Raw genomic sequence first — 19,777 nt, forward strand, 5'->3', positions numbered from 1 at the left:
GGGTTTTATGTCTAATCTCGAATTTCCGCAAATCACTACCTATCCTTTCTCGGAACGGTCTACCCTTTTACTCATTGCTTAGGAGGTTCATGCGATTATGTCTATTCATACGATTCCCCTGTCCATTTTGGATCTTGCACCTATCGTCACCGGCGGCACGCCTGCTGCCTCGTTCCGGAATACGCTAGATTTGGCCCAGCATGCCGAAAAATGGGGCTATCACCGCTACTGGCTGGCGGAGCATCATAACATGCCTGGCATCGCAAGCTCCGCGACCTCGGTCGTCATAGGGTATGTAGCCGCAGGTACAGAAAAAATCCGTGTCGGCTCCGGTGGCATCATGCTGCCAAATCACGCTCCGCTCGTCATAGCCGAGCAATTCGGAACGCTTGAATCCATGTATCCCGGACGAATTGATCTCGGCCTTGGCAGAGCGCCCGGCTCGGACCATATTGCCGCTCGAGCGCTGCGGCGCGGACTTGGCAGCAACGGCGAGGATTTCCCCGAACAGCTTAATGAGCTTCGCCATTATTTCAATCCGACCGATGAATCGCGTGCGGTTATGCCAAGAGCAATTCCCGGCGAAGGACTGAGCGTGCCGATCTGGCTGCTTGGCTCCAGCGGCTTTAGCGCGCAGCTTGCGGGGCATCATGGCCTTCCGTTTGCTTTCGCCAGCCATTTCGCACCGGATTTCGTACTGCCAGCCCTAAAGCTTTACCGAGACAACTTCCGTCCTTCTGCGGAGCTGGAGAAGCCTTACGCCATGATTGGCGTGAATGTCATTATTGCGGAAACGGAAGAAGCCGCCAAATTTCTCGCAACTTCGCAAGAACAGGCATTTCTAAACCTCATCCGCGGACGCATGGGGCAGCTCAATCCTCCCGTGGATAGCATGGACGGACTATGGAGTGAACAAGAGAAAATGATGGTCCGAAAACAGCTTAGCTTTACGATTGCCGGTACGAAAGCAACCGTTCGAGATCGGTTAAACGCCATTCTGGAAGAGACAGAAGCCGATGAAATGATCGTCGTCAGCCAGATCTATGACCATGGCGCACGACTTCGCTCCTTCGAGCTGCTCTCCGAGATTGTGAACGAAAGCCGCGAAGCTGCACAGTAACCGCAAAGCAAGAAGAACGAACGGCCATAGCGACTTGTGTGCACAACTAATTTCTTTCCGTACCTTTAGAAGGCAGGCTCTACCTTTATAGCTAAAAGGCTATTCTAGCCTTTAAATCCGAAGCAGCAGCTCTGCACGTATTGCCGAGCTGCTGCTTTTTTCTATGCTTTTTTCCCATATTCGCATTGATGGGTAGATTTTGGCGAAATCAGAAATACTAAGACTAGCATTTTTGGGAGGTCGAACATATTGAGCCATATTTTGTCCATTTACGCCAAAGATCTTCGCCATATTTTGCGAAACAGCGCCGCAGCCATCATTATTATCGGACTCGCCTGCTTGCCATCCCTTTACGCGTGGTTCAATATTAAAGCCTCATGGGACCCTTACGGACAGACCAGTTCGCTCGCCATTGCTGTCGTGAACAATGATGAGGGCGCTGAGCTGCGCGGCACGCCGATACGGGTTGGCGATGAAATTATTGCCTCCTTGAAGGAAAATAAGAAGATCGGCTGGGTTTTCGTTGACGAGAAAAACGCGCTTGCGGGCGTGAAGCATGGCGAATACTATGCCAGCATTACAATCCCTGTCGATTTTTCCGCCAAAATGGCGACTGTGCTTTCCGACAATTTGCAGCAAGCGGAGCTGGATTACGCCGTAAATGAAAAAATAAACGCGGTTTCCCCTAAAATTGCCCAAAAAGGAGCAAGCGGCATTATTGAGGAAGTCCGCAGCAGCTTCGTCAAAACGGCTAACGAGACGATTTTTCGTATTTTCAATCAGATTGGCATAGAGCTGGAGGAAAACCGGCCGGCCATTGAGCAAGTTAGAAGCACCGTGTTCAAGCTAGAGGCGCTCATTCCTAAAATTAATGAGGCCGTAGCGCTGGCATCAACAGACCTCGATAAATCGAAGAAAATCGTCGCTTCCGTCCAAACCGAGCTGCCGAAGGCCGCTAAGCTCGCGAAGGAAGGGGAAGCGTTCACGAAGCAGCTGGGCAGTTTTTTTGACCAGAGCACGGCTGCACTCGACACGGCTGGCCCGCTAATCAAGCAGGATTTGCAGCTTCTGCTCCAAACGGCTGGCGCGATCGAGGAGCTAACCTCTATTTTGCAAGGAGCGGATGTAGATCCGGAGACCCTACTGGCTGCGCTTGTCCTAGCCGAGAAACGGCTTACCAGCGCAGTCTCCGTTACGGGAGGAACAATTAAGCTGCTGGAGCGTCTAAATGAATCGGCTTCGACGGGAAGCAAGCTCCTCACGCCTACCATTGATCGTTTAAAGCAAATCAATACCCGCTTCGGGCAGCAGCTTGCGGTTGTACAGCAAATTCATGCGGCTATCAAGAAGGGCGAGCAGCCCCCTGCGGCGCTCATCGACCGGCTTAATACCTTGTCAGTGGAGACCTCTGCCATGTTAAATGACCTGCTGAGCCGCTATGATTCCGACATTTTGCCTCGCATCCAGCAAGTAGTAGGCAAAGCCAAGCAAGCCGCAGCGGACGCACAGTCAATACTCGCAGCAGCGAACAAAAATATGCCAAGCGCCCTGCAAATCGTGAACGATGCCGCCAAAGGGCTCGAGACCGGCAGCAAGGAACTAGCGAAAATAAAGCAGAACCTGCCTGCTGCTGAGCAGCGGGTTAAAGATTTCGCACAGCGCATACGCGACCTGGAAAAGGAAGGGAATTTGAATGAACTTGTCGATCTCCTCAAGAACGATGCGGAACGCGAGGGGGCCTTCTTCGCAGAACCAGTCGTCCTGAAAGAAAATCGGCTCTATCCGATTCCGAATTACGGCTCTGCGATGTCGCCATTTTTTACGACGTTGTCGTTATGGGTGGGGGCTCTATTGCTTGTGTCCCTGCTCAGCGTGGATGTCCATGATGATGAGAATAAGTACCGTAGCTACCACATCTATTTCGGCCGCTTTCTCACTTTCCTTACTATTGCGCTGCTTCAGTCCGTGCTTGTGACGGCTGGTGATATTTGGCTCCTCCAAGCTTATGTGGCGGATAAAGCGTGGTTCATCTTGTTCGGCTTGGTGCTCAGCGCGGTATTTATGCTTATCGTGTACACGCTGGTGTCCGTATTCGGCAATGTCGGCAAAGCAATGGCTATCGTTCTGCTCGTGCTTCAGCTTGCCGGCTCTGGGGGTACGTTCCCTATTCAGGTTACGCCGCCTTTTTTCCAAGCGATCCATCCGTTCTTGCCCTTTACCTATGCGATTAGCATGATGCGCGAGGCCGTGGGTGGGATTTTGTGGGATATTGTCGTCAGAGACCTGATTGCCTTGGCGGTTTTTTCCGGCGCCGCTCTAGTTATGGGACTCGCCTTAAAGAAATGGATTAACCGCTACGCCGTCAAAATGCTGGAAAAAGCGAAGCAAAGTGGCTTAATCCACTAAAAGAGCCTGTTCAAAATGCCGCCTATCTTCATCGAAGATTTCACAATCTAAGTAGGGTAATTAAAGAGTTTTGAGCCAACCCATTCAAAAAGGTTATCCTTCAACCTGTTGAATCAACGGATTGAAGAATAACCCTCACTTCAAAATTATTCTTTTATTTTAAGTTACTTGTTCTTTTGATCCAAAATTTTCAGAAGAACGGTAACGGCCTCTGCTCTTGTCGTCCCGGCATTAGGATCGAATGTATTGTTTCCTTTTCCACCCATAATGCCAAGCATCTTGACGGCTGAGACTGCGTTTTTTGCCCAATCCGGAATCGCTTTGTCGTCTGCAAAGCCCGTTTCGGAACTGGCTTGTAACGACAGACCTAATGCGTTAGCAACGATCATCGCCAATTCCGCGCGAGTAATGGCTGCATCCGGACGGAAGGTCCCATCTGCATAGCCTTTTAGATATCCCGCTTGTTCGGCTTGCACCACTGCACTCTTCGCCCATGCCCCAATTTTCGCCTCATCGGTAAATGCCGGCGATGTTCCTGCATCTAGTCCTTGAAGCTTCAACGTATTCATCAGCATCACTGTGAATTCCGCCCGTGTCACGGTGTGATTGGGCTTAAACGTTCCATCTGGATAGCCGTTAACCATTCCGCTTCCTACTGCTTGCTTAATTGCTGTCTCCGCCCAATGTCCTGTAATGTCGCTCAAATGTTTCGTCGGTTCTTGCCCATCCACTGGCGATTGGCCTGTGGCGATTACAGCAAACTTCGTAAAGTGATTAATCTTCACCGTAATATAATTGCCGGTTATTATTCCGCCAGCCACTTCCACCCAGCCTTTTTTCAATTCATCATAATAGAAGATAGCCATCGATTGGCCTTCCTTCAAGAGGGCAGGATTAAACGCAATGGAAAGCGTGACAGGATTATTAAAGTTCTCCTTGAAGTTTTTTAGAATTTCATAGACCCCGGTAATCATTACTTCATTATTCTTGAGAAGGTTTTGCGTGTCCGTCAATTTGTCGATCGTAATTCTCAGCTCTTTATCGGTTGCATTAGCTGGAATTGAGACAATGACTTCCTTGCCCAAACTAATCTCTCCCGCCTTACCTACCGGAACCGTAAGCTTCCCATCCGTCGAGCTTGCTTTTGGGTCGCTTGGAGGCGTAGAACCGCCGCCAGAAGGAGGTGCAGCATTAATGGAAACCGTATAAGTAATCTTCGTTATGCCATCCTGCGCGACTACAATGACCTTGCTACTAGAAGTTAAGCTGCTTGCTATCGTTGTTCCGTCAGCATCATAGATTTCAAAAGTCGCTCCCGCCGCCTGGATAATAGCTGACTTTAAACCAGCTATCGTTGTGCCATACGGAATATTCGAGATGCTCTCGTACGCCGTTCCGCCTACACTTACGGTCCCTAGAGTAGATGATATCGTCGCATCGTGGCTTAAAGCTGCACTAGCAGTAACAGTTACTACCCAGTTCTGCTTAGTGCCATCTGCCGCTGTTATCGAATAAGTAATCGGTCCCGTGAAATCATTACGGGTCGTACCGCTAACTTGTGCTATAGAGCCAACTTGCGCCATGGCCCCTGCAGATAACGTAAATGTAGCCTTCAATCCATTTCGATCTGTTCCGTACGGAACAGTAAGCGCAATGTTTGTCCCGTTAATCGTACCCGTCACCACTGGCGTCAACTCCGCAAAGCTGAAAGCCGTTATGTCCTTCTCGTTGCTCGGAGATACCGTTACGGTAACGGTGTACTGTTTCGTTGCACCATCCTGTGCAGTGACAGTGTATGTCACTGGAGATTTAAAGTCATTTCCTGTTGTACCGCTTACTTGGGCTATGGAGCCAACCTTCGCAGACGCTCCTATGGATAACGAAAATGTAGCCTTCAATCCATTTCGATCTGTTCCGTATGGAACAGTAAGCGCGATGTTTGTCCCGCTAATTGTACCCGTCACCACTGGCGTCAACTCTGCAAAGCTGAATCTCGTGATGTCTTTCGCGCTGCTCGGAGCTACCGTTACAGTAACGGTGTACTGTTTTGTTGTTCCATCCTGCGCAGTGACGATATAGGTCACCGGAGAAGTGAAGTCATTTCCCGTCGTCCCGCTCACTTGTGCTAGGGAGCCGACCTGCGCCGAGGCTCCTGCGGATAACGCAAACGTCGCCTTCAACCCATCTCGATCTGTGCCGTAAGGAACAGTTAACGCGATGTTTGCCCCGCTAATTGTACCCGTCACCACTGGCGTCAACTCTGCAAAGCTGAAGCCCGTGATGTCTTTCACGCTGCTCGGAGCTACCGTTACAGTAACGGTGTACTGTTTCGTTGTGCCATCCTGTGCAGTGACTGTGTATGTTATTGGAGAAGTAAAGTCATTCGTCGTCGTCCCGCTCACTTGAGCTATGGAGCCGACCTGCGCCGAGGCTCCTGCGGATAACGCAAACGTCGCCTTCAACCCATCTCGATCTGTGCCGTAAGGAACAGTTAGCGCGATGTTTGCCCCGCTAATTGTACCCGTCACCACTGGCGTCAACTCTGCAAAGCTGAAGGCTGTTATATCCTTCGCGCTGCTCGGAGCTACGGTTACAGTTACGGTGTACTGTTTTGTTGTGCCATCCTGCGCAGTGACGATATAGGTCACCGGAGAAGTGAAGTCATTTCCCGTCGTCCCGCTCACTTGTGCTAGGGAGCCGACCTGCGCCGAGGCTCCTGCGGATAACGCAAACGTCGCCTTCAACCCATCTCGATCTGTGCCGTAAGGAACAGTTAACGCGATGTTTGCCCCGCTAATTGTACCCGTCACCACTGGCGTCAACTCTGCAAAGCTGAAGCCCGTGATGTCTTTCACGCTGCTCGGAGCTACCGTTACAGTAACGGTGAACTGTTTCGTTGTGCCATCCTGTGCAGTGACTGTGTATGTTATTGGAGAAGTAAAGTCATTCGTCGTCGTCCCGCTCACTTGAGCTATGGAGCCGACTTGCGCCGAAGCTCCTGCGGATAACGCGAACGTCGCCTTCAACCCATTTCGATCTGTTCCGTTAGGAACCGTAAGCGAGATATTGGTACCGCTAATTGTACCTGTCACCACCGGCGCAAACTCTGCAAAGCTGAAGCCCGTGATGTCCTTCGCGCTGCTCGGAGCTACCGTTACAGTTACGGTGTACTGTTTCGTTGTACCATCCTGCGCAGTGACGATATAGGTCACTGGAGAAGTGAAGTCATTCGTCGTCCCACTCACTTGAGTTATGGAGCCGACTTGCGCCGAGGCTCCTGCGGATAACGCAAACGTGGCCTTTAATCCATTTCGATCTGTGCCGTAAGGAACAGTTAGCGCAATGTTTGTCCCGCTAATTGTACCCGTCACCACTGGCGTCAACTCCATAAAGCTGAAGGCTGTTATATCCTTCGCGCTGCTCGGAGCTACCGTTACAGTTACGGTGTACTGTTTTGTTGTTCCATCCTGCGCAGTGACGATATAGGTCACTGGAGAAGTGAAGTCATTTCCCGTCCTCCCGCTCACTTGAGCTATGGAGCCGACTTGCGCCGAAGCTCCTGCGGATAACGCAAACGTGGCCTTTAAACCATTTCGATCTGTTCCGTTAGGAACCGTAAGCGAGATGCTCGTTCCGCTAATTGTACCCGTCACCACCGGTGCCAACTCCATAAAGCTGAAGGCTGTTATATCTTTCACGCTGCTCGGAGCTACCGTTACAGTAACGGTGTACTGTTTCGTTGTGCCATCCTGTGCAGTGACGATATAGGTCACCGGAGAAGTGAAGTCATTTCCCGTCGTCCCGCTCACTTGAGTTATAGAGCCGACCTGCGCCGAGGCTCCTGCGGATAACGCAAACGTGGCCTTCAATCCATCTCGATCTGTTCCGTACGGAACAGTAAGCGCGATGTTTGTCCCGCTAATTGTACCCGTCACCACTGGCGCCAACTCCGCAAAGCTGAAGGCTGTTATATCCTTTGCGCTGCTCGGAGCTTCCGTTACATTTACGGAGTACTGTTTTGTTGTGCCATCCTGCGCAGTGACGATATAGGTCACTGGAGAAGTGAAGTCATTTCCCGTCGTCCCGCTCACTTGAGCTATGGAGCCGACTTGCGCCGAAGCACCTGCGGATAACGCAAACGTGGCCTTTAAACCATTTCGATCTGTTCCGTTAGGAACCGTAAGCGAGATGCTCGTTCCGCTAATTGTACCCGTCACCACCGGTGCCAACTCCATAAAGCTGAAGGCTGTTATATCCTTCGCGCTGCTCGGAGCTACCGTTACAGTTACGGTGTACTGTTTTGTTGTTCCATCCTGCGCAGTGACGATATAGGTCACCGGAGAAGTGAAGTCATTTGCCGTCGTCCCGCTCACTTGAGTTATAGAGCCGACCTGCGCCGAGGCTCCTGCGGATAACGCAAACGTGGCCTTCAATCCATCTCGATCTGTTCCGTACGGAACAGTAAGCGCAATGTTTGTCCCGCTAATTGTACCCGTCACCACTGGCGCCAACTCCGCAAAGCTGAAGGCTGTTATATCCTTTGCGCTGCTCGGAGCTTCCGTTACATTTACGGAGTACTGTTTTGTTGTGCCATCCTGCGCAGTGACGATATAGGTCACTGGAGAAGTGAAGTCATTTCCCGTCGTCCCGCTCAATTGAGCTATGGAGCCGACTTGCGCCGAAGCACCTGCGGATAACGCAAACGTCGCCTTCAACCCATCTCGATCTGTGCCGTACGGAACCGTAAGCGCGATGTTTGTCCCGCTAATCGTACCCGTCACCACTGGCGTCAACTCCGCAAAGCTGAACGCTGTTATATCTTTCGCGCTGCTCGGCGCTACCGTTACAGTAACGGTGTACTGTTTCGTTGTACCATCCTGTGCAGTGACGATATAGGTCACCGGAGAAGTGAAGTCATTTGCCGTCGTCCCGCTCACTTGAGCTAGGGAGCCGACCTGCGCAGAGGCTCCTGCGGATAACGCAAACGTCGCCTTTAACCCACTTGGATCCGTACCGTACGGAACCGTAAGCGAGATATTGGTCCCGCTAATTGTGCCCGTAACCACTGGCGTCAACTGAGCAAAGCTGAACGCTGTTATATCTTTCGCGCTGCTCGGCGGCGCAACAGTCACGGTAACCACCCAGTTCTGCCTTGTACCGTTCTCCGCCTGCACAACATAAGTGACCGGGTTCGTGAAATTGTTAGAAGTTGTGCCGCTTCTTTGAGTTGTCCCGTTTACCTTTGTAGAGGATGCTGGGGTTAATGTGAATGTGGCAATCAGATTAGTCACATTCGTTCCATACTTTACCTCTATGTCGACCGTACGAGCTGCCGTGTTGATTGTTGCCGGCTTGGTTTGCGAAGAAAAACTATATGCTGTAATGTCTTTTGCGCTACTTAGTTCAATAGAGACATAGACCGTCCATTCTTGGGTGCTACCATCTGCTGCAGTTACTATGTATTGAACAGGGTTCCTAAAATCGTTGGCAGTCGTCCCGCTTACTTGAGTAATTGAGCCAACTTTTGCTGAAGCATCAGGTGATAGAGAGAATGTGGCCTTCAAATTAGACAAGCTGCTATAAGAGGTTGTGTATACAACTTCAATCTCTACGGTAAAATCTGTCGTATTGATCGTAGCTGCTTTGGTTTGGGTAACGGCGTTTAATGAGAACGCCACAATATCTTTCTCACTGCTTTTTCTCACGGTTACAGTCCAGTTTTGACTGCTTCCATCCCCTGCTTTTACTATATAGGTAACTGGAGTTGTAAAATTATTAGCACTCCGTCCACTTACTTGGTCAACAATGCCGACTTTAGCAGAGGCTTCTGGGGATAACGTAAATGTAGCCTTCAAGTTGGTTACATCAGTGGCATTCCCCACTTGAATCTCAACGGTGCGTGCAGTCTTATTAATTGTTGCTGCTCCGGTCTGCTCCGCTAAACTAAATGACATAATATCCTTTGCACTGCTTGCTATAACAGACACGATATATGTAACTTTCGTTACCCCATCCGCTGCGGTTACAATGACTTTCTTTCCTGAGGTTAGGTTTGTTGCAACGGTGGCTCCGTCTTCATCGTAGATTTCAAACGTTGCATTAGTCGCTGGCATAATTTCTTCTTTTAATACAGCTAATGTTGTTCCAGACGGAATATTGGTGATCGTTTCATTTGTTGTTCCGTCAGTACTCACGATTCCGATACCGGAAGTCAAAGTGGCAGCTGAGCTTAGTGCTTCCCACTGCGCATACAAGGTTGTATAGGGCATGATCTCGAAAGAACCGCTATAACTCTTTCCATTTCCATTTTCTTGTGTGTTCCATCCAATAAAGGTATAACCCGTCTTTACTAAATTTAATGTCCCCGTATATATGCTAGCCGTTTCTCCAGGTAGATATAAAGTGGAATCAATCGGAACGGTCCCGCCCGTGTTTCCGTTTCCGTCATATTTTAATTGAAACAAGAAATCTTGCAAATAAGGATATCCGCCGTTACGCGATGGATCTATCGCCCAAAGGCTAGTAAAATCCCAGCCACTTACAGGCCCCTTCATATTTTCGTCTAGGTAAATGCTCCCTATATTGTTTCCTTCACCATTGCTGGTCAAAGGGCTTATAGGAACAACATCTCCGCTCACATGACCACTTGCGTAACTATTGCTATATGATCCACTACTATTACTATAAGCATAGCCAATCAAGCCACCGACAAAACTATATCCGCTCACTTTCCCCGTAGTAAAGCTATCACTTATTATTCCGCTAACTTCAAGATTGCTGACTAAGCCACCTACATGCTGTCCTCCGTTCACCTCACCTGTGGAATAACTTTTGCTAATCGTTCCATAATTGTAACCCGTTAATCCACCTGAAGAAAAACTACCATTAACTTTGCCTGTCGCAAAACTGTTCCTTATTTCAGTATTTGTAGAATTGCTGCCAACAAGGCCGCCAATACTTTGACCATCTATCATTTCCCCTGTGGCGTAACTGTAGCTAATCGTTCCATCATTATTACCTACTAAACCGCCAACTGCATAATCTCCTGTTACATTTCCCGTGGCGTAGCTGTAATTAATAGCTCCGCTATTCGTACCCACTAAACCGCCTGAAGAGAAGCCCGATCCAGTAACGCTAGCATGAGCGTAACTATTGTCGATTATGGCATGCCCATTAGAAATCGCAACGCCATTATCGCCAATCAAGCCACCTACTCTATCTTTTCCGCCTACATTTCCGGTGGCATAACTATATGAAACTTTCCCTCTATTTGCACCCACCAAACTACCTACACTATTATTTCCAGTAACGTCCACATTTTCCAGATTCACGTTAGCAATGACACTTTCCTCGCTTGTCAACCCGAATAAACCCAAGTTATTACCACTTGTATTTATTTTTAATCCATTAATTGCAAATCCGTTTCCGTTAAAATTCCCCCTAAATGGCGTCGCGCGATTATTACCAATAGGAGTCCAGTTATCTTTATAATCGCTAGTACTCAAGTCAATATTTTTTGTCTGCTTGAAATAAAGACCTGCATTTAAATAAGCTCCCCGAATCTGGTTAAGCTGATCGGCAGTTCCGATGAGATAGGGGCTACTTGCTGTACCACTTCCTAAAAACTCATTTGCCGCAAACACTTTGTTGTTTCCAAAAATCCCCGAAGGTGCGACAACACCCAATCCTAATACTATCGTCAATAGGATAGACAAGGCTTTTTTTCCTGATCTACGCATTCTTTATTCTCCTCTCGATCTATCTGATGGAATAAATGATTCACAGACAAGTCTACTAAAGCACAATAAAAGAATAATGAAAGATTTTATGAGGAAAAGACAAAAATCGTGTTAGAACAAGGCTTCGCGGGTTTGGATCAATAACGAAAGTATTTCGTTTGGTGCATCTCGCCATAAAAAAGCACAAACGCTACGGTTCCCCAGATCCCACACATGTTGAAAAACGTATTCCAATCCCGACGGCCCTTAGGACACGGGAAACAATGGAATTCTTGGTTAAATGGTGAAATTTCCGATGAGGATAGGACTTTTTTGAACAGCCGCGAACAGAAAATTTGACTCCATCCTACTTTCTATGAATAATAATTAATATAAACAGAAAGTCATGCGGCTAGGAGGAAATGATTATGTCCATCGTTCCACGTATGTTAGAATTCAACAAGAAATTTGTCGAAGAGAAGAGTTATGAAGCTTATCTCACTGACAAATTTCCAGACAAAAAGGTAGCCGTTCTCACCTGTATGGACACGCGTCTTATAGAGCTGCTTCCCAAAGCCCTTAATTTCAAAAACGGGGATGCCAAATTTATTAAAAACGCGGGCGCGATTCTGACCCAGCCATTCGGAAGCGCCATGCGGAGTATCCTCGTTGCCGTCTATGAGCTTGGAGCACGCGAGGTGTTGGTAATCGGCCACCATGGCTGCGGCATGACAAATCTCGATACCGCAGGCATGGTCAGCAAGTTCATCGATCACGGGATCGATCCGCTTGCTATTGAGACACTAGAAAATTCCGGCATCCGCATGGATAAGTTTCTAAGAGGCTTCCAAAGCGCCGAAGAAGGCGTCATGCACAGCGTCAAATTAATTCGCAAGCATCCGCTGTTTCCTAAGGATATCCCGGTACACGGCTTCATTCTCAGCCCGGAAACGGGCGCAATAGAAGTTCTTTGCCAGGATTACCGCGAGGACTAGCCCTTGCATAAAGCATCATACAAGAAGCCCCCCAGCTTTAGTTGGGGGGCTTCTTGTATGATGCTTCTTTGGGTATGCTGTCGCTCACTTTATTTTACAGCAATATAAATGTCAACCTCGGCAGCGGCTGGGTCAAAGGACCGGCCGTCATACAACTCGTAATCCCCCGTATAAGCGCGTTCGATAGTCGATTGCTCGAAAAATGCCCATATTTCTTGCCATGCTTGAGCAACGACCTCGTACACCGGACCTTTCTTCGTCTTGAAAACGAGAAATTTCGACTCCGGAATCTCAGCCTGCGCTAGGCCAGACGGTACCGGCACATCACCGCGCTCATGCCCGATCAGCACCGTATAAGCACCAGTAGCGTCGCTCTCGTAATCGGTATATAGCGCATAAATCAAATGAGCATGGTTCCCCTGAAGACGCTCAGCGACCCCGCTAGCAAAGTAATCGTTCCACAACCCCGAAAGGCGTCCGTTTCCCCCTGTTTCAACCGCATTGGTGGTGCGAACAGCGATTCCTGCTAATGAAACTCCAGGTTTGACAATCAGATCTGTATGCAAGATGACTCCCCATTTCTTTGGATTTGTCCTTATTGTAACTGGGGAATCTGGACAACTGTCTGTCTTAGTTACCGTATCGTCCAATAATATTTCGGGCTCGCTGAACGACCTGCTCCGCAACAAAGCCAGGCTGCTCGACTTTTACGTGATCGCCATGGCTGAGCAGCATCCCATAAAACCACTCATCTAACGTAAAGTTGTTCTTGACCCGCAAGGAGCCATCCTCGGCAATCGTCACTTTGTCCGCAGGAAAGGAGTCTCCGACACGGTAACGCGCCTGAGGGCGGAAAACAAGCGTAACCTCCACTTCATCCGTCCCTAGCCAGTCCGAATCCCACGCATACTTGTCCAGCACAGGAGCCTCACGGCGCTCAAAGGTTGCAGACAGCGCTTCGGCTTGATGAATGCGCGACACACGAAAAACGCGGAATGCCCCGCGCAGTAAGCAATAAGCGTGCACATACCAAATATTTCCTTTCAATATCAGCGCATAGGGCTCTGCCGTCCGTTCCGTTTCCGTGCCATTGCGGTTAATGTAGCTCAACTGCACGATTCGTTTATCTTCAATCGCTTGCTTGAACAAATTGACTTTTTGGCGCGCCTCCGGCCCCTGTCCCCATGGATTAAGATCGAACACCAAGCTTTCCCCGCGCTGGCCATTGCTGTCCTTGTCAGATTTGCGCAGCAGCGCCATCACTTTATCCTGCAAAGTGGAGTAGGCTGCATCGTCCACCGCCATTCCCACGCCTTTCACGGCAGCAATCATGGACGAGAGCTCGCCTAATGTTAAATATTGCCGGGATATCGTGTACTGCTCCATGATCTCAAATCCGCCCGTCGTGCCTTGATGGGCTAACACGGGAATACCCGATTGGCTGAGCGTATCCATATCCCGGTAAATCGTTTTGGTCGAGACCTCAAAACGCTCAGCCAATTCCTTGGCGCTGATCCGGCCACGGTTCAAGAGCAACACCGTCATGGCCAGCAAACGATCTATTTTCAACGACTTTCCTACTTTCTTCAGTTAATCCGATATCCTGCCGCTAACCAAAGCGAATTTCCGCAATGGGGCCGCTCTCAATAAAACCTACGTTTTTGTATACCTTATTGGAGGCTGGGTTTTTAACGTCTGCATATAGCATAGGCTTCCTATTCTCTTCCTCCAAAATCGAACAAAGACCAGCAACGATCGCGCTCGCATAACCGTTCTTCCGCAGCACTGGCGGAGTATATACCGCGTTAATCCGACCGTGGCGCGGAGAACGGTAAGCGATATTGGCCATGGCTACAGGCAGCTCATCCAACGTCCAAAAGTACAAATTGCCTCTCATAATCATGCCCTCGGCGACCGGCAGCTGGCTGGCAGGGATAACCGACGCGCCATAGGCATCCTCGGAGAACCCTGCCAGAAATTCGGCAACCAGCTCCAAATGCTGCCTTGTGGCTTGAATCATTTTCCCCTTAACTTTCAATGGCCTTATAGCTTTAGGGCAATAGTAAGTTTCCATCATCATATAGGCATGATGACCGCGCTGATTCGCTTCCCCATAGAGCTTCGCAAACAGCTCTGCTATAGGCGGCGCTCCGCAAATGCCGGGCAGGTCTGTCCCATCATAATAGGAAACAAGCTCCTTCATCAACTCAACTTTGCGCTCATCGTCTACATCCTCGGAAATCCACAGCCAAGCATTATGTCCGGGCGATCCTGCAAACAAAAGGCGCCCGTCAGGCGACTTTAAGCTTGTCGCTCCATCGATTGCGGTTATTAAGTGAATTAAATTATATTGCAGCTCGTCCTTCATAAACGGAATCTGGTTTAAAACGCCGTCATCGGGATGCAACTTCTCTAGCATATCATCTCCTCCTTCCGACGAATGGTTCTTTTTGCTTCAAGCAGATCACCTGATCGTTTTCGTCCACAACCAATACCCATTAAACCTGCTGCTCTAACAAACCTTGCTTCACTTTAAGATTCCTCATTTATCAGCCGCCCGGCTGGAATAGACAGACGGCTACAAAACAGTTCCAAAGAACGATAACTAGCTTTACTCGCGCCAAAAGTCCCAATGGGACAGATCAGTATTGGCTCCGATGGCGGCCTTGCTTCCTTCGCCTGCGGCAACAATGAGCTGGGCAGGCACAATAATTGAGGTATCGCCTGCCGCATATACGCCCGGGACGCTCGTACGGCCATAGTCGTCCGTTGCGAAGCCGCCTCCCGGCGTCATGGCGCAGCCAAGCGCTTCGCCAAACGAAGCCGCTTGATCCCAAGAGGGAGTAACGAAGCCGCCATCGCGCTCAAATTCCGTGTTATTTTCAAATCGGATCCGCCTCAGCCGTCCATGCTCGCCTGTTAACTCTTTGATTCGGTGAAGATTCACCTGAATGCCCTTTTGTTTAAGCTGGCCGATCTGCTCGGCATTCAAGCTATTTCTCCCGTTGGTGCAAACGAGGAGATTCTTGCTCCAATTGTAGACGATTTTGGTTAAAGCGAATAGATTGGAACCCTCGGAAATAACAACAAGCGGTTTATCTCGCAGCTCCCAGCCGTCACAGTAGGGGCAGCTAAACAAGCTAACGCCATAAAACTCGCGGACGCTTGGTATTTCCGGCAAAGATTCCCTAAGGCCTGCCGCCAAAATAACCGTCCGTGCGTGGTACATGACGCCATTGCTCGTTGTCAGCGTAAAACCCGCCCGATCGGCCTTCACCTCGGTAACCTTATCTGGCTTAATGGTTACTGAAGGATAACGCGCGATGTCTTCATGGGCCAGCCTGCGAAACTCGCGGGGCGCCATGCCGTCCCTTGTCAGAAAGCCATGCGACTGACGCGTCACTGCGTTTCTTGGCTTATTATGATCAAACACAATAACGTGTCTCTTCGCCCTGCCGAGCACCAATGCAGCGTTTAAGCCCGCCGGCCCGCCGCCTATAACGGCACAATCCAGCTTCATCGCGGAACCGCCTCTCTTCGGCCTATAGCCGTAGTTGGTTATCCTTATTCCGATATCACGAGAAGGATGCATCGATTATTTGCTAGCTCCGTGATTTTGGCGATTGACAGTGGATGAACGTTCAATTTACAATGCAAATATATCCAATTACATACGGGCAATGCTTTCAGTTAATCGAACAACCCTTTTCTCATTCCAAGAGAAGGGTTGTTCTTTTTGTTTCAAACACTTGTTTCGGGGAGATGAATCATTTGGAACAGCAAGCTGGCTTCTATCAAAATGTATTCAAAATCGCGGTGCCGATTACGCTGCAAAGCCTCATTATGGCGTTGCTCCAGCTCACGGACCAGCTCATGGTTGGCAGCCTTGGCGAGCATACCATCGCTGCTGTCGGCATTGCCGGAAAGCTGTATTCCGTGTTATCGGTCGTCCTCATGGGCATCGGAACCGGGGTTTCCATTTTTGCCGCGCAGTATTGGGGCCGGCAGGATACGACAAGCCTATCCCGGCTTCTGGGGCTGGGTCTTGTTATCGGCGGCGCCTTTACGCTGCTCTTCTCCCTTTGCACAGCTCTTTTTCCCCAGTATGGGCTGCGGTTGTTCACAAATGACGCCAACGTGATTAACGCTGGCTCCCGCTTCCTGTTCCTCATCTCCTTCAGCTACATTCCCGCTATGCTAACGATCATGTACTCTGCTGTCTTGCGAAGCACGGGAACGGTCAAGCTTCCGATGTATATCAGCTTCGCAGCTGTTATCGTAAACGTAATTCTGAATTATTTCCTCATATTCGGCCATGGCTTCTTTCCCCGACTTGGCGCCGAAGGCTCAGCTGCAGCTACTGTCATTGCTAGGATCATGGAAGCTGGTTTATTGATCGGGCTTGTTTACTACCGAAGGCTGCCCGGTGCGGCGAGGCTCCGCGAGCTGTTCGGTACGGCTTCAGGCCTGACGGGCCGCTTTCTGCGAACAACCTATCCGCTGCTCCTGACGGAGCTGCTATGGGTGCTAGGAGAAACGTCTTACTCTATCATCTATGGTAAAATGGGCGGCGCTCAGCTCACTGCTATGACCTTGTCTTATCCGATTCAGGCAATTAGCTTCGGCTTGCTATCCGGACTCGCTGCCGCTGCGGGCATCATGATCGGCCAACTGCTGGGCGCCGGGAAAAAGGAAGAGGCGATGGCGTTTGCAAAGCGATTTGTCCGATTCGGCCTACTCTCGTCCATGCTGCTTATGCTCCTGTTGGCGGTTCTCGCGCCGGTCTATTTATCGGCCTTCCAGCTTACTGCCGTCACTTATAGCTACAGCATCGGCGTGCTATGGGTTTTTGCCGGTTTTTTCGCGGTGAAAGCATTCAATATGATTGTAGCGGGCGGTATTTTGAACAGCGGCGGAGACAGTCACTTTGTCTTTCGGATGGAAGCCGGAGCCACGTGGTTCATCGGTGTCCCGCTTGGTTTGCTCGCGGCGTTTGTATTGAAATGGCCGGTATACGGGGTATATTTTCTTCTTTCCATTGAGGAAATCGTGCGCATGGCATGCGGCGCTATTCGACTCCGTTCGCGTAAATGGATGAATCAATTGGCCGGAGCCGAAGATTAAGTTCTTCTCACTTATGATATCTGTAATCGACAATTTTCTGCTTGCGCTGTATAATTCTGTTGTTCCTTCAATAATTAACGGTGGTGACGAACATTTTATACGTCTTCTCTTTGTTGTTGTCCTTTGCGATCGTTTATTTCCTGATTCCCCCGTTTGGGAGGCTGGCATTCCGCCTCGATTTTGTGGACAAGCCCCGCAAAGACGTTGAGCGCAAGCTCCACAGGGAGCCTATTCCCCTTACGGCAAGCTATGTCATATTTATCGGTTTCTTCCTCACGTATTTGCTGGTTACGAGAGATTTCTCGCTGCAAACGGGAGCGATCTTTGTCGGCGGCGTGCTGCTACTCGTCATAGGAACCGTCGATGATTGGTACAAGACAAAGGGCAAGGACTTTCCGTCGCTCCCTAAATTTATCGTACAAATTTCAGCGGCAGTGCTCGTTTATGCTTCCGGCATATCGTTCACAGGCTTTTATAATCCACTTTCCGGCGAATACGTCTTATTGCCGGAAATATTACAATTTGCGCTTACGATCCTATGGATATTCGGCGTAACGACCGTCATCAACTTCTCCGATGGGATGGACGGGCTTGCCGGCGGGCTATCCGCCATTTCTGCAGTTACGCTGTTCGTCGTCGCCATAGCGAAAGGGCAGTCGAACTCCGCCATTATGGCAATTATTTTGGTAGGCGTTACGATTGCTTATTTACGCTATAACAAGCCGCCAGCCAAAATATTTATGGGGGACGCCGGGGCTACCTTCCTCGGGTTCATATTGGCCGTTATCGCGCTCGACGGCGCATTTAAACAGGCTACCGTCATGTCGCTGTTTATTCCTATTTTGGCGCTCGGCGTACCTATTTTCGATAATTTGTTCGTCGTGATCAGAAGAATGATGCAGGGCAAAGCCATTTATCAGGCAGACGCCAGCCAAGCCCATTACCGCTTGCTGCGCGCAGGCCTTAACCACAAGCAGGTGGTCATGTTTCTATGCCTGATCAGTACTTGCCTCTGCCTATCGTCCATCATTTTGCTGCTAGTCCAAATTTAAGATCAGAACCGGGGACAACATTCCCGGTTCTTTTTTTATGCCCTGCTTGCCACGAAGCCTTTACTTCGCAGAAGGTCGCTCATAAAAGGAAAGGACCGCCGGCCATCGCCACTGTCCATAATAAGAATCCGCACTGTCGACCTCTTTGATCCACTCTACCGGCTGCCTGCCGTCTTGTTCAGCAACAATAACACGAGCTGCTGCTTGTCCGTGAATCACCCAAGCCAGCTTCGATTGAAGTCCTACCGGATAATAGGCGCCAAAATTAGCGGAGGGTTGCGTGATAGAGGTTTGTTTACCGCTCTCCAATTCCACTCGTGCGATAAACGGAAGGGCTGCCGCTGCCGCACCCCTCTCCGGCTTCAATTCCACTGCGCGCGACACCGCGATGTGACGAAGGTCCTGCCAGGCAAACGCTTGGTCCACATACCCCTCCGGAGTGTAGGCAGAGCCTTTCTCATGCGTTACCGACAGTACCTTAAGCTGTTTATTATGGGTGGCTTCGCGCCCAATACCGGCAATATAGGCAAGCTGATCGCCACTCTCAGCCCATGCAAACCATTCCTCGTTGCCGACCATTTCATCCAGCGTACGAAAGACGACACCATCGGCAGTAATCACACATAACGTATTGCTGTCAGCAGGCAGGGAAGCCGTCGGCTTTGCAAGGAAAGCGATCCAACTTCCATCCGCAGACCATTTAAATAGACTTGTATCGACTGAAAAAAAATCATCGGAAGGCTTAGGCAGTACATGAACGGTTATATACTGGCTTGCATCGCCCAGTGCTTGCAGCGGGATTTGATATAGGCTGATCGGCGTCCAGCCGTCAGGCAGCAGCTCCGATTGCGAGGAAGCGAAGAAGCCACCGCCAGCCGGAAGCCATGAAAAATTGCCGATCCCTGCGGCCTGGCCGAGCGGCTTATCTGGTTGATCCGCATCCACATAGGACAATAGCCCTTCCGTTTGGTATGCAAGCTTCCGATCCTTCGGCGACCATTGAAATCTTCCGCCTCCTTTTGGCGAGACAAGGCTCGCCTTTCCGCTGCGGAGCTCCAGCACCCACAGCTCCTGCTCCTCTTCCCCTTTCGTAAAGGCCAGCCATTTCCCGTCAAAGGACCATTTTGGGTGGCGCACAAAGGGTCCTGCAGCCAACCTTTTCTCCCGTGTTCCCTCCTTTAGCCAAAGCTCGCCGCCCCGAACAAAAGCCGCTTTTAAAGGTTCTTCCCGCTTAGCAGCCATGGCAGGGGTTACGGATGTTATCGTCATCCATGCCAGAACAAGCAGCAAAACCAAACTCTTTTTGGCAAGGTTCATCATTCATTTATCCTCCTAAATAGTAGCTTTAGCATTACCGTTCCC

The 19,777-nt window shown here is 49.8% G+C and carries 11 protein-coding genes; 5 read left to right on the forward strand and 6 right to left on the reverse strand.

What is annotated here, in order from left to right:
- The first annotated feature begins 97 nt into the window (after positions 1-97).
- Both E0496_RS05540 and E0496_RS05545 read left to right on the forward strand, forming a co-directional pair.
- The gene (locus tag E0496_RS05540) at positions 98-1,120 is read left to right on the forward strand and encodes an LLM class flavin-dependent oxidoreductase (protein ID WP_141500654.1); all 1,023 of its coding nucleotides are present in this window, start codon (positions 98-100) and stop codon (positions 1,118-1,120) included.
- Positions 1,121-1,369: 249 nt separating this feature from the next.
- Positions 1,370-3,526 carry a YhgE/Pip domain-containing protein gene (locus E0496_RS05545; protein WP_141500655.1) on the forward strand — a complete coding sequence of 719 codons (2,157 nt, stop codon included), beginning with the start codon at positions 1,370-1,372 and terminating at the stop codon, positions 3,524-3,526.
- 164 nt (positions 3,527-3,690) lie between these two features.
- On the opposite strand, the gene E0496_RS05550 is transcribed toward E0496_RS05545, so the two are convergent.
- Entirely contained in the window at positions 3,691-11,265 is a 7,575-nt protein-coding gene (locus E0496_RS05550; protein ID WP_141500656.1) for an S-layer homology domain-containing protein, read from the reverse strand.
- A gap of 407 nt (positions 11,266-11,672) precedes the next feature.
- Between E0496_RS05550 and E0496_RS05555 the strand changes: the two genes are divergently transcribed.
- A complete protein-coding gene (locus tag E0496_RS05555) occupies positions 11,673-12,239 on the forward strand; it encodes a beta-class carbonic anhydrase (protein ID WP_141500657.1) in 567 nt (188 codons plus the stop codon).
- An 89-nt stretch (positions 12,240-12,328) separates the two neighbouring features.
- On the opposite strand, the gene E0496_RS05560 is transcribed toward E0496_RS05555, so the two are convergent.
- The 4 genes from E0496_RS05560 to E0496_RS05575 all read right to left on the reverse strand — a co-directional run bounded on the left by E0496_RS05560 (position 12,329) and on the right by E0496_RS05575 (position 15,759).
- Complete coding sequence (locus E0496_RS05560; protein ID WP_141500658.1) at positions 12,329-12,805, reverse strand: GyrI-like domain-containing protein; 477 nt, start codon at positions 12,803-12,805, stop codon at positions 12,329-12,331.
- Between the two features lie 64 nt (positions 12,806-12,869).
- Entirely contained in the window at positions 12,870-13,808 is a 939-nt protein-coding gene (locus E0496_RS05565) for a helix-turn-helix transcriptional regulator (RefSeq protein WP_141500659.1), read from the reverse strand.
- 40 nt (positions 13,809-13,848) lie between these two features.
- The gene (locus E0496_RS05570; protein WP_141500660.1) at positions 13,849-14,658 is read right to left on the reverse strand and encodes a GNAT family N-acetyltransferase; all 810 of its coding nucleotides are present in this window, start codon (positions 14,656-14,658) and stop codon (positions 13,849-13,851) included.
- Positions 14,659-14,850: 192 nt separating this feature from the next.
- Entirely contained in the window at positions 14,851-15,759 is a 909-nt protein-coding gene (locus tag E0496_RS05575; RefSeq protein WP_141500661.1) for an NAD(P)/FAD-dependent oxidoreductase, read from the reverse strand.
- Positions 15,760-16,010: 251 nt separating this feature from the next.
- Here E0496_RS05575 and E0496_RS05580 point away from each other — a divergent pair, with 251 nt between their 5' ends.
- Together E0496_RS05580 and E0496_RS05585 are read left to right on the forward strand one after the other, a co-directional pair.
- Entirely contained in the window at positions 16,011-17,363 is a 1,353-nt protein-coding gene (locus E0496_RS05580) for an MATE family efflux transporter (protein ID WP_241674605.1), read from the forward strand.
- Between the two features lie 83 nt (positions 17,364-17,446).
- Complete coding sequence (locus E0496_RS05585) at positions 17,447-18,415, forward strand: MraY family glycosyltransferase (RefSeq protein WP_420799853.1); 969 nt, start codon at positions 17,447-17,449, stop codon at positions 18,413-18,415.
- Between the two features lie 60 nt (positions 18,416-18,475).
- On the opposite strand, the gene E0496_RS05590 is transcribed toward E0496_RS05585, so the two are convergent.
- Complete coding sequence (locus tag E0496_RS05590; RefSeq protein WP_206669715.1) at positions 18,476-19,732, reverse strand: TolB-like translocation protein; 1,257 nt, start codon at positions 19,730-19,732, stop codon at positions 18,476-18,478.
- Positions 19,733-19,777 lie beyond the last annotated feature (45 nt).

Origin of the sequence: Paenibacillus luteus, assembly GCF_006542765.1 — a bacterium.
In the GTDB taxonomy this organism is placed as follows: domain Bacteria; phylum Bacillota; class Bacilli; order Paenibacillales; family Paenibacillaceae; genus Pristimantibacillus; species Pristimantibacillus luteus.

Excerpts from the sequence above, each read along its gene's own strand:
- E0496_RS05540 (WP_141500654.1), top strand. The coding sequence starts at position 98 with ATGTCTATTCATACGATTCCCCTGTCCATTTTGGATCTTGCACCTATC.
- E0496_RS05550 (WP_141500656.1), bottom strand. The coding sequence starts at position 11,265 with ATGCGTAGATCAGGAAAAAAAGCCTTGTCTATCCTATTGACGATAGTA.
- E0496_RS05555 (WP_141500657.1), top strand. The coding sequence starts at position 11,673 with ATGTCCATCGTTCCACGTATGTTAGAATTCAACAAGAAATTTGTCGAA.
- E0496_RS05570 (WP_141500660.1), bottom strand. The coding sequence starts at position 14,658 with ATGCTAGAGAAGTTGCATCCCGATGACGGCGTTTTAAACCAGATTCCG.
- E0496_RS05575 (WP_141500661.1), bottom strand. The coding sequence starts at position 15,759 with ATGAAGCTGGATTGTGCCGTTATAGGCGGCGGGCCGGCGGGCTTAAAC.
- E0496_RS05590 (WP_206669715.1), bottom strand. The coding sequence starts at position 19,732 with ATGAACCTTGCCAAAAAGAGTTTGGTTTTGCTGCTTGTTCTGGCATGG.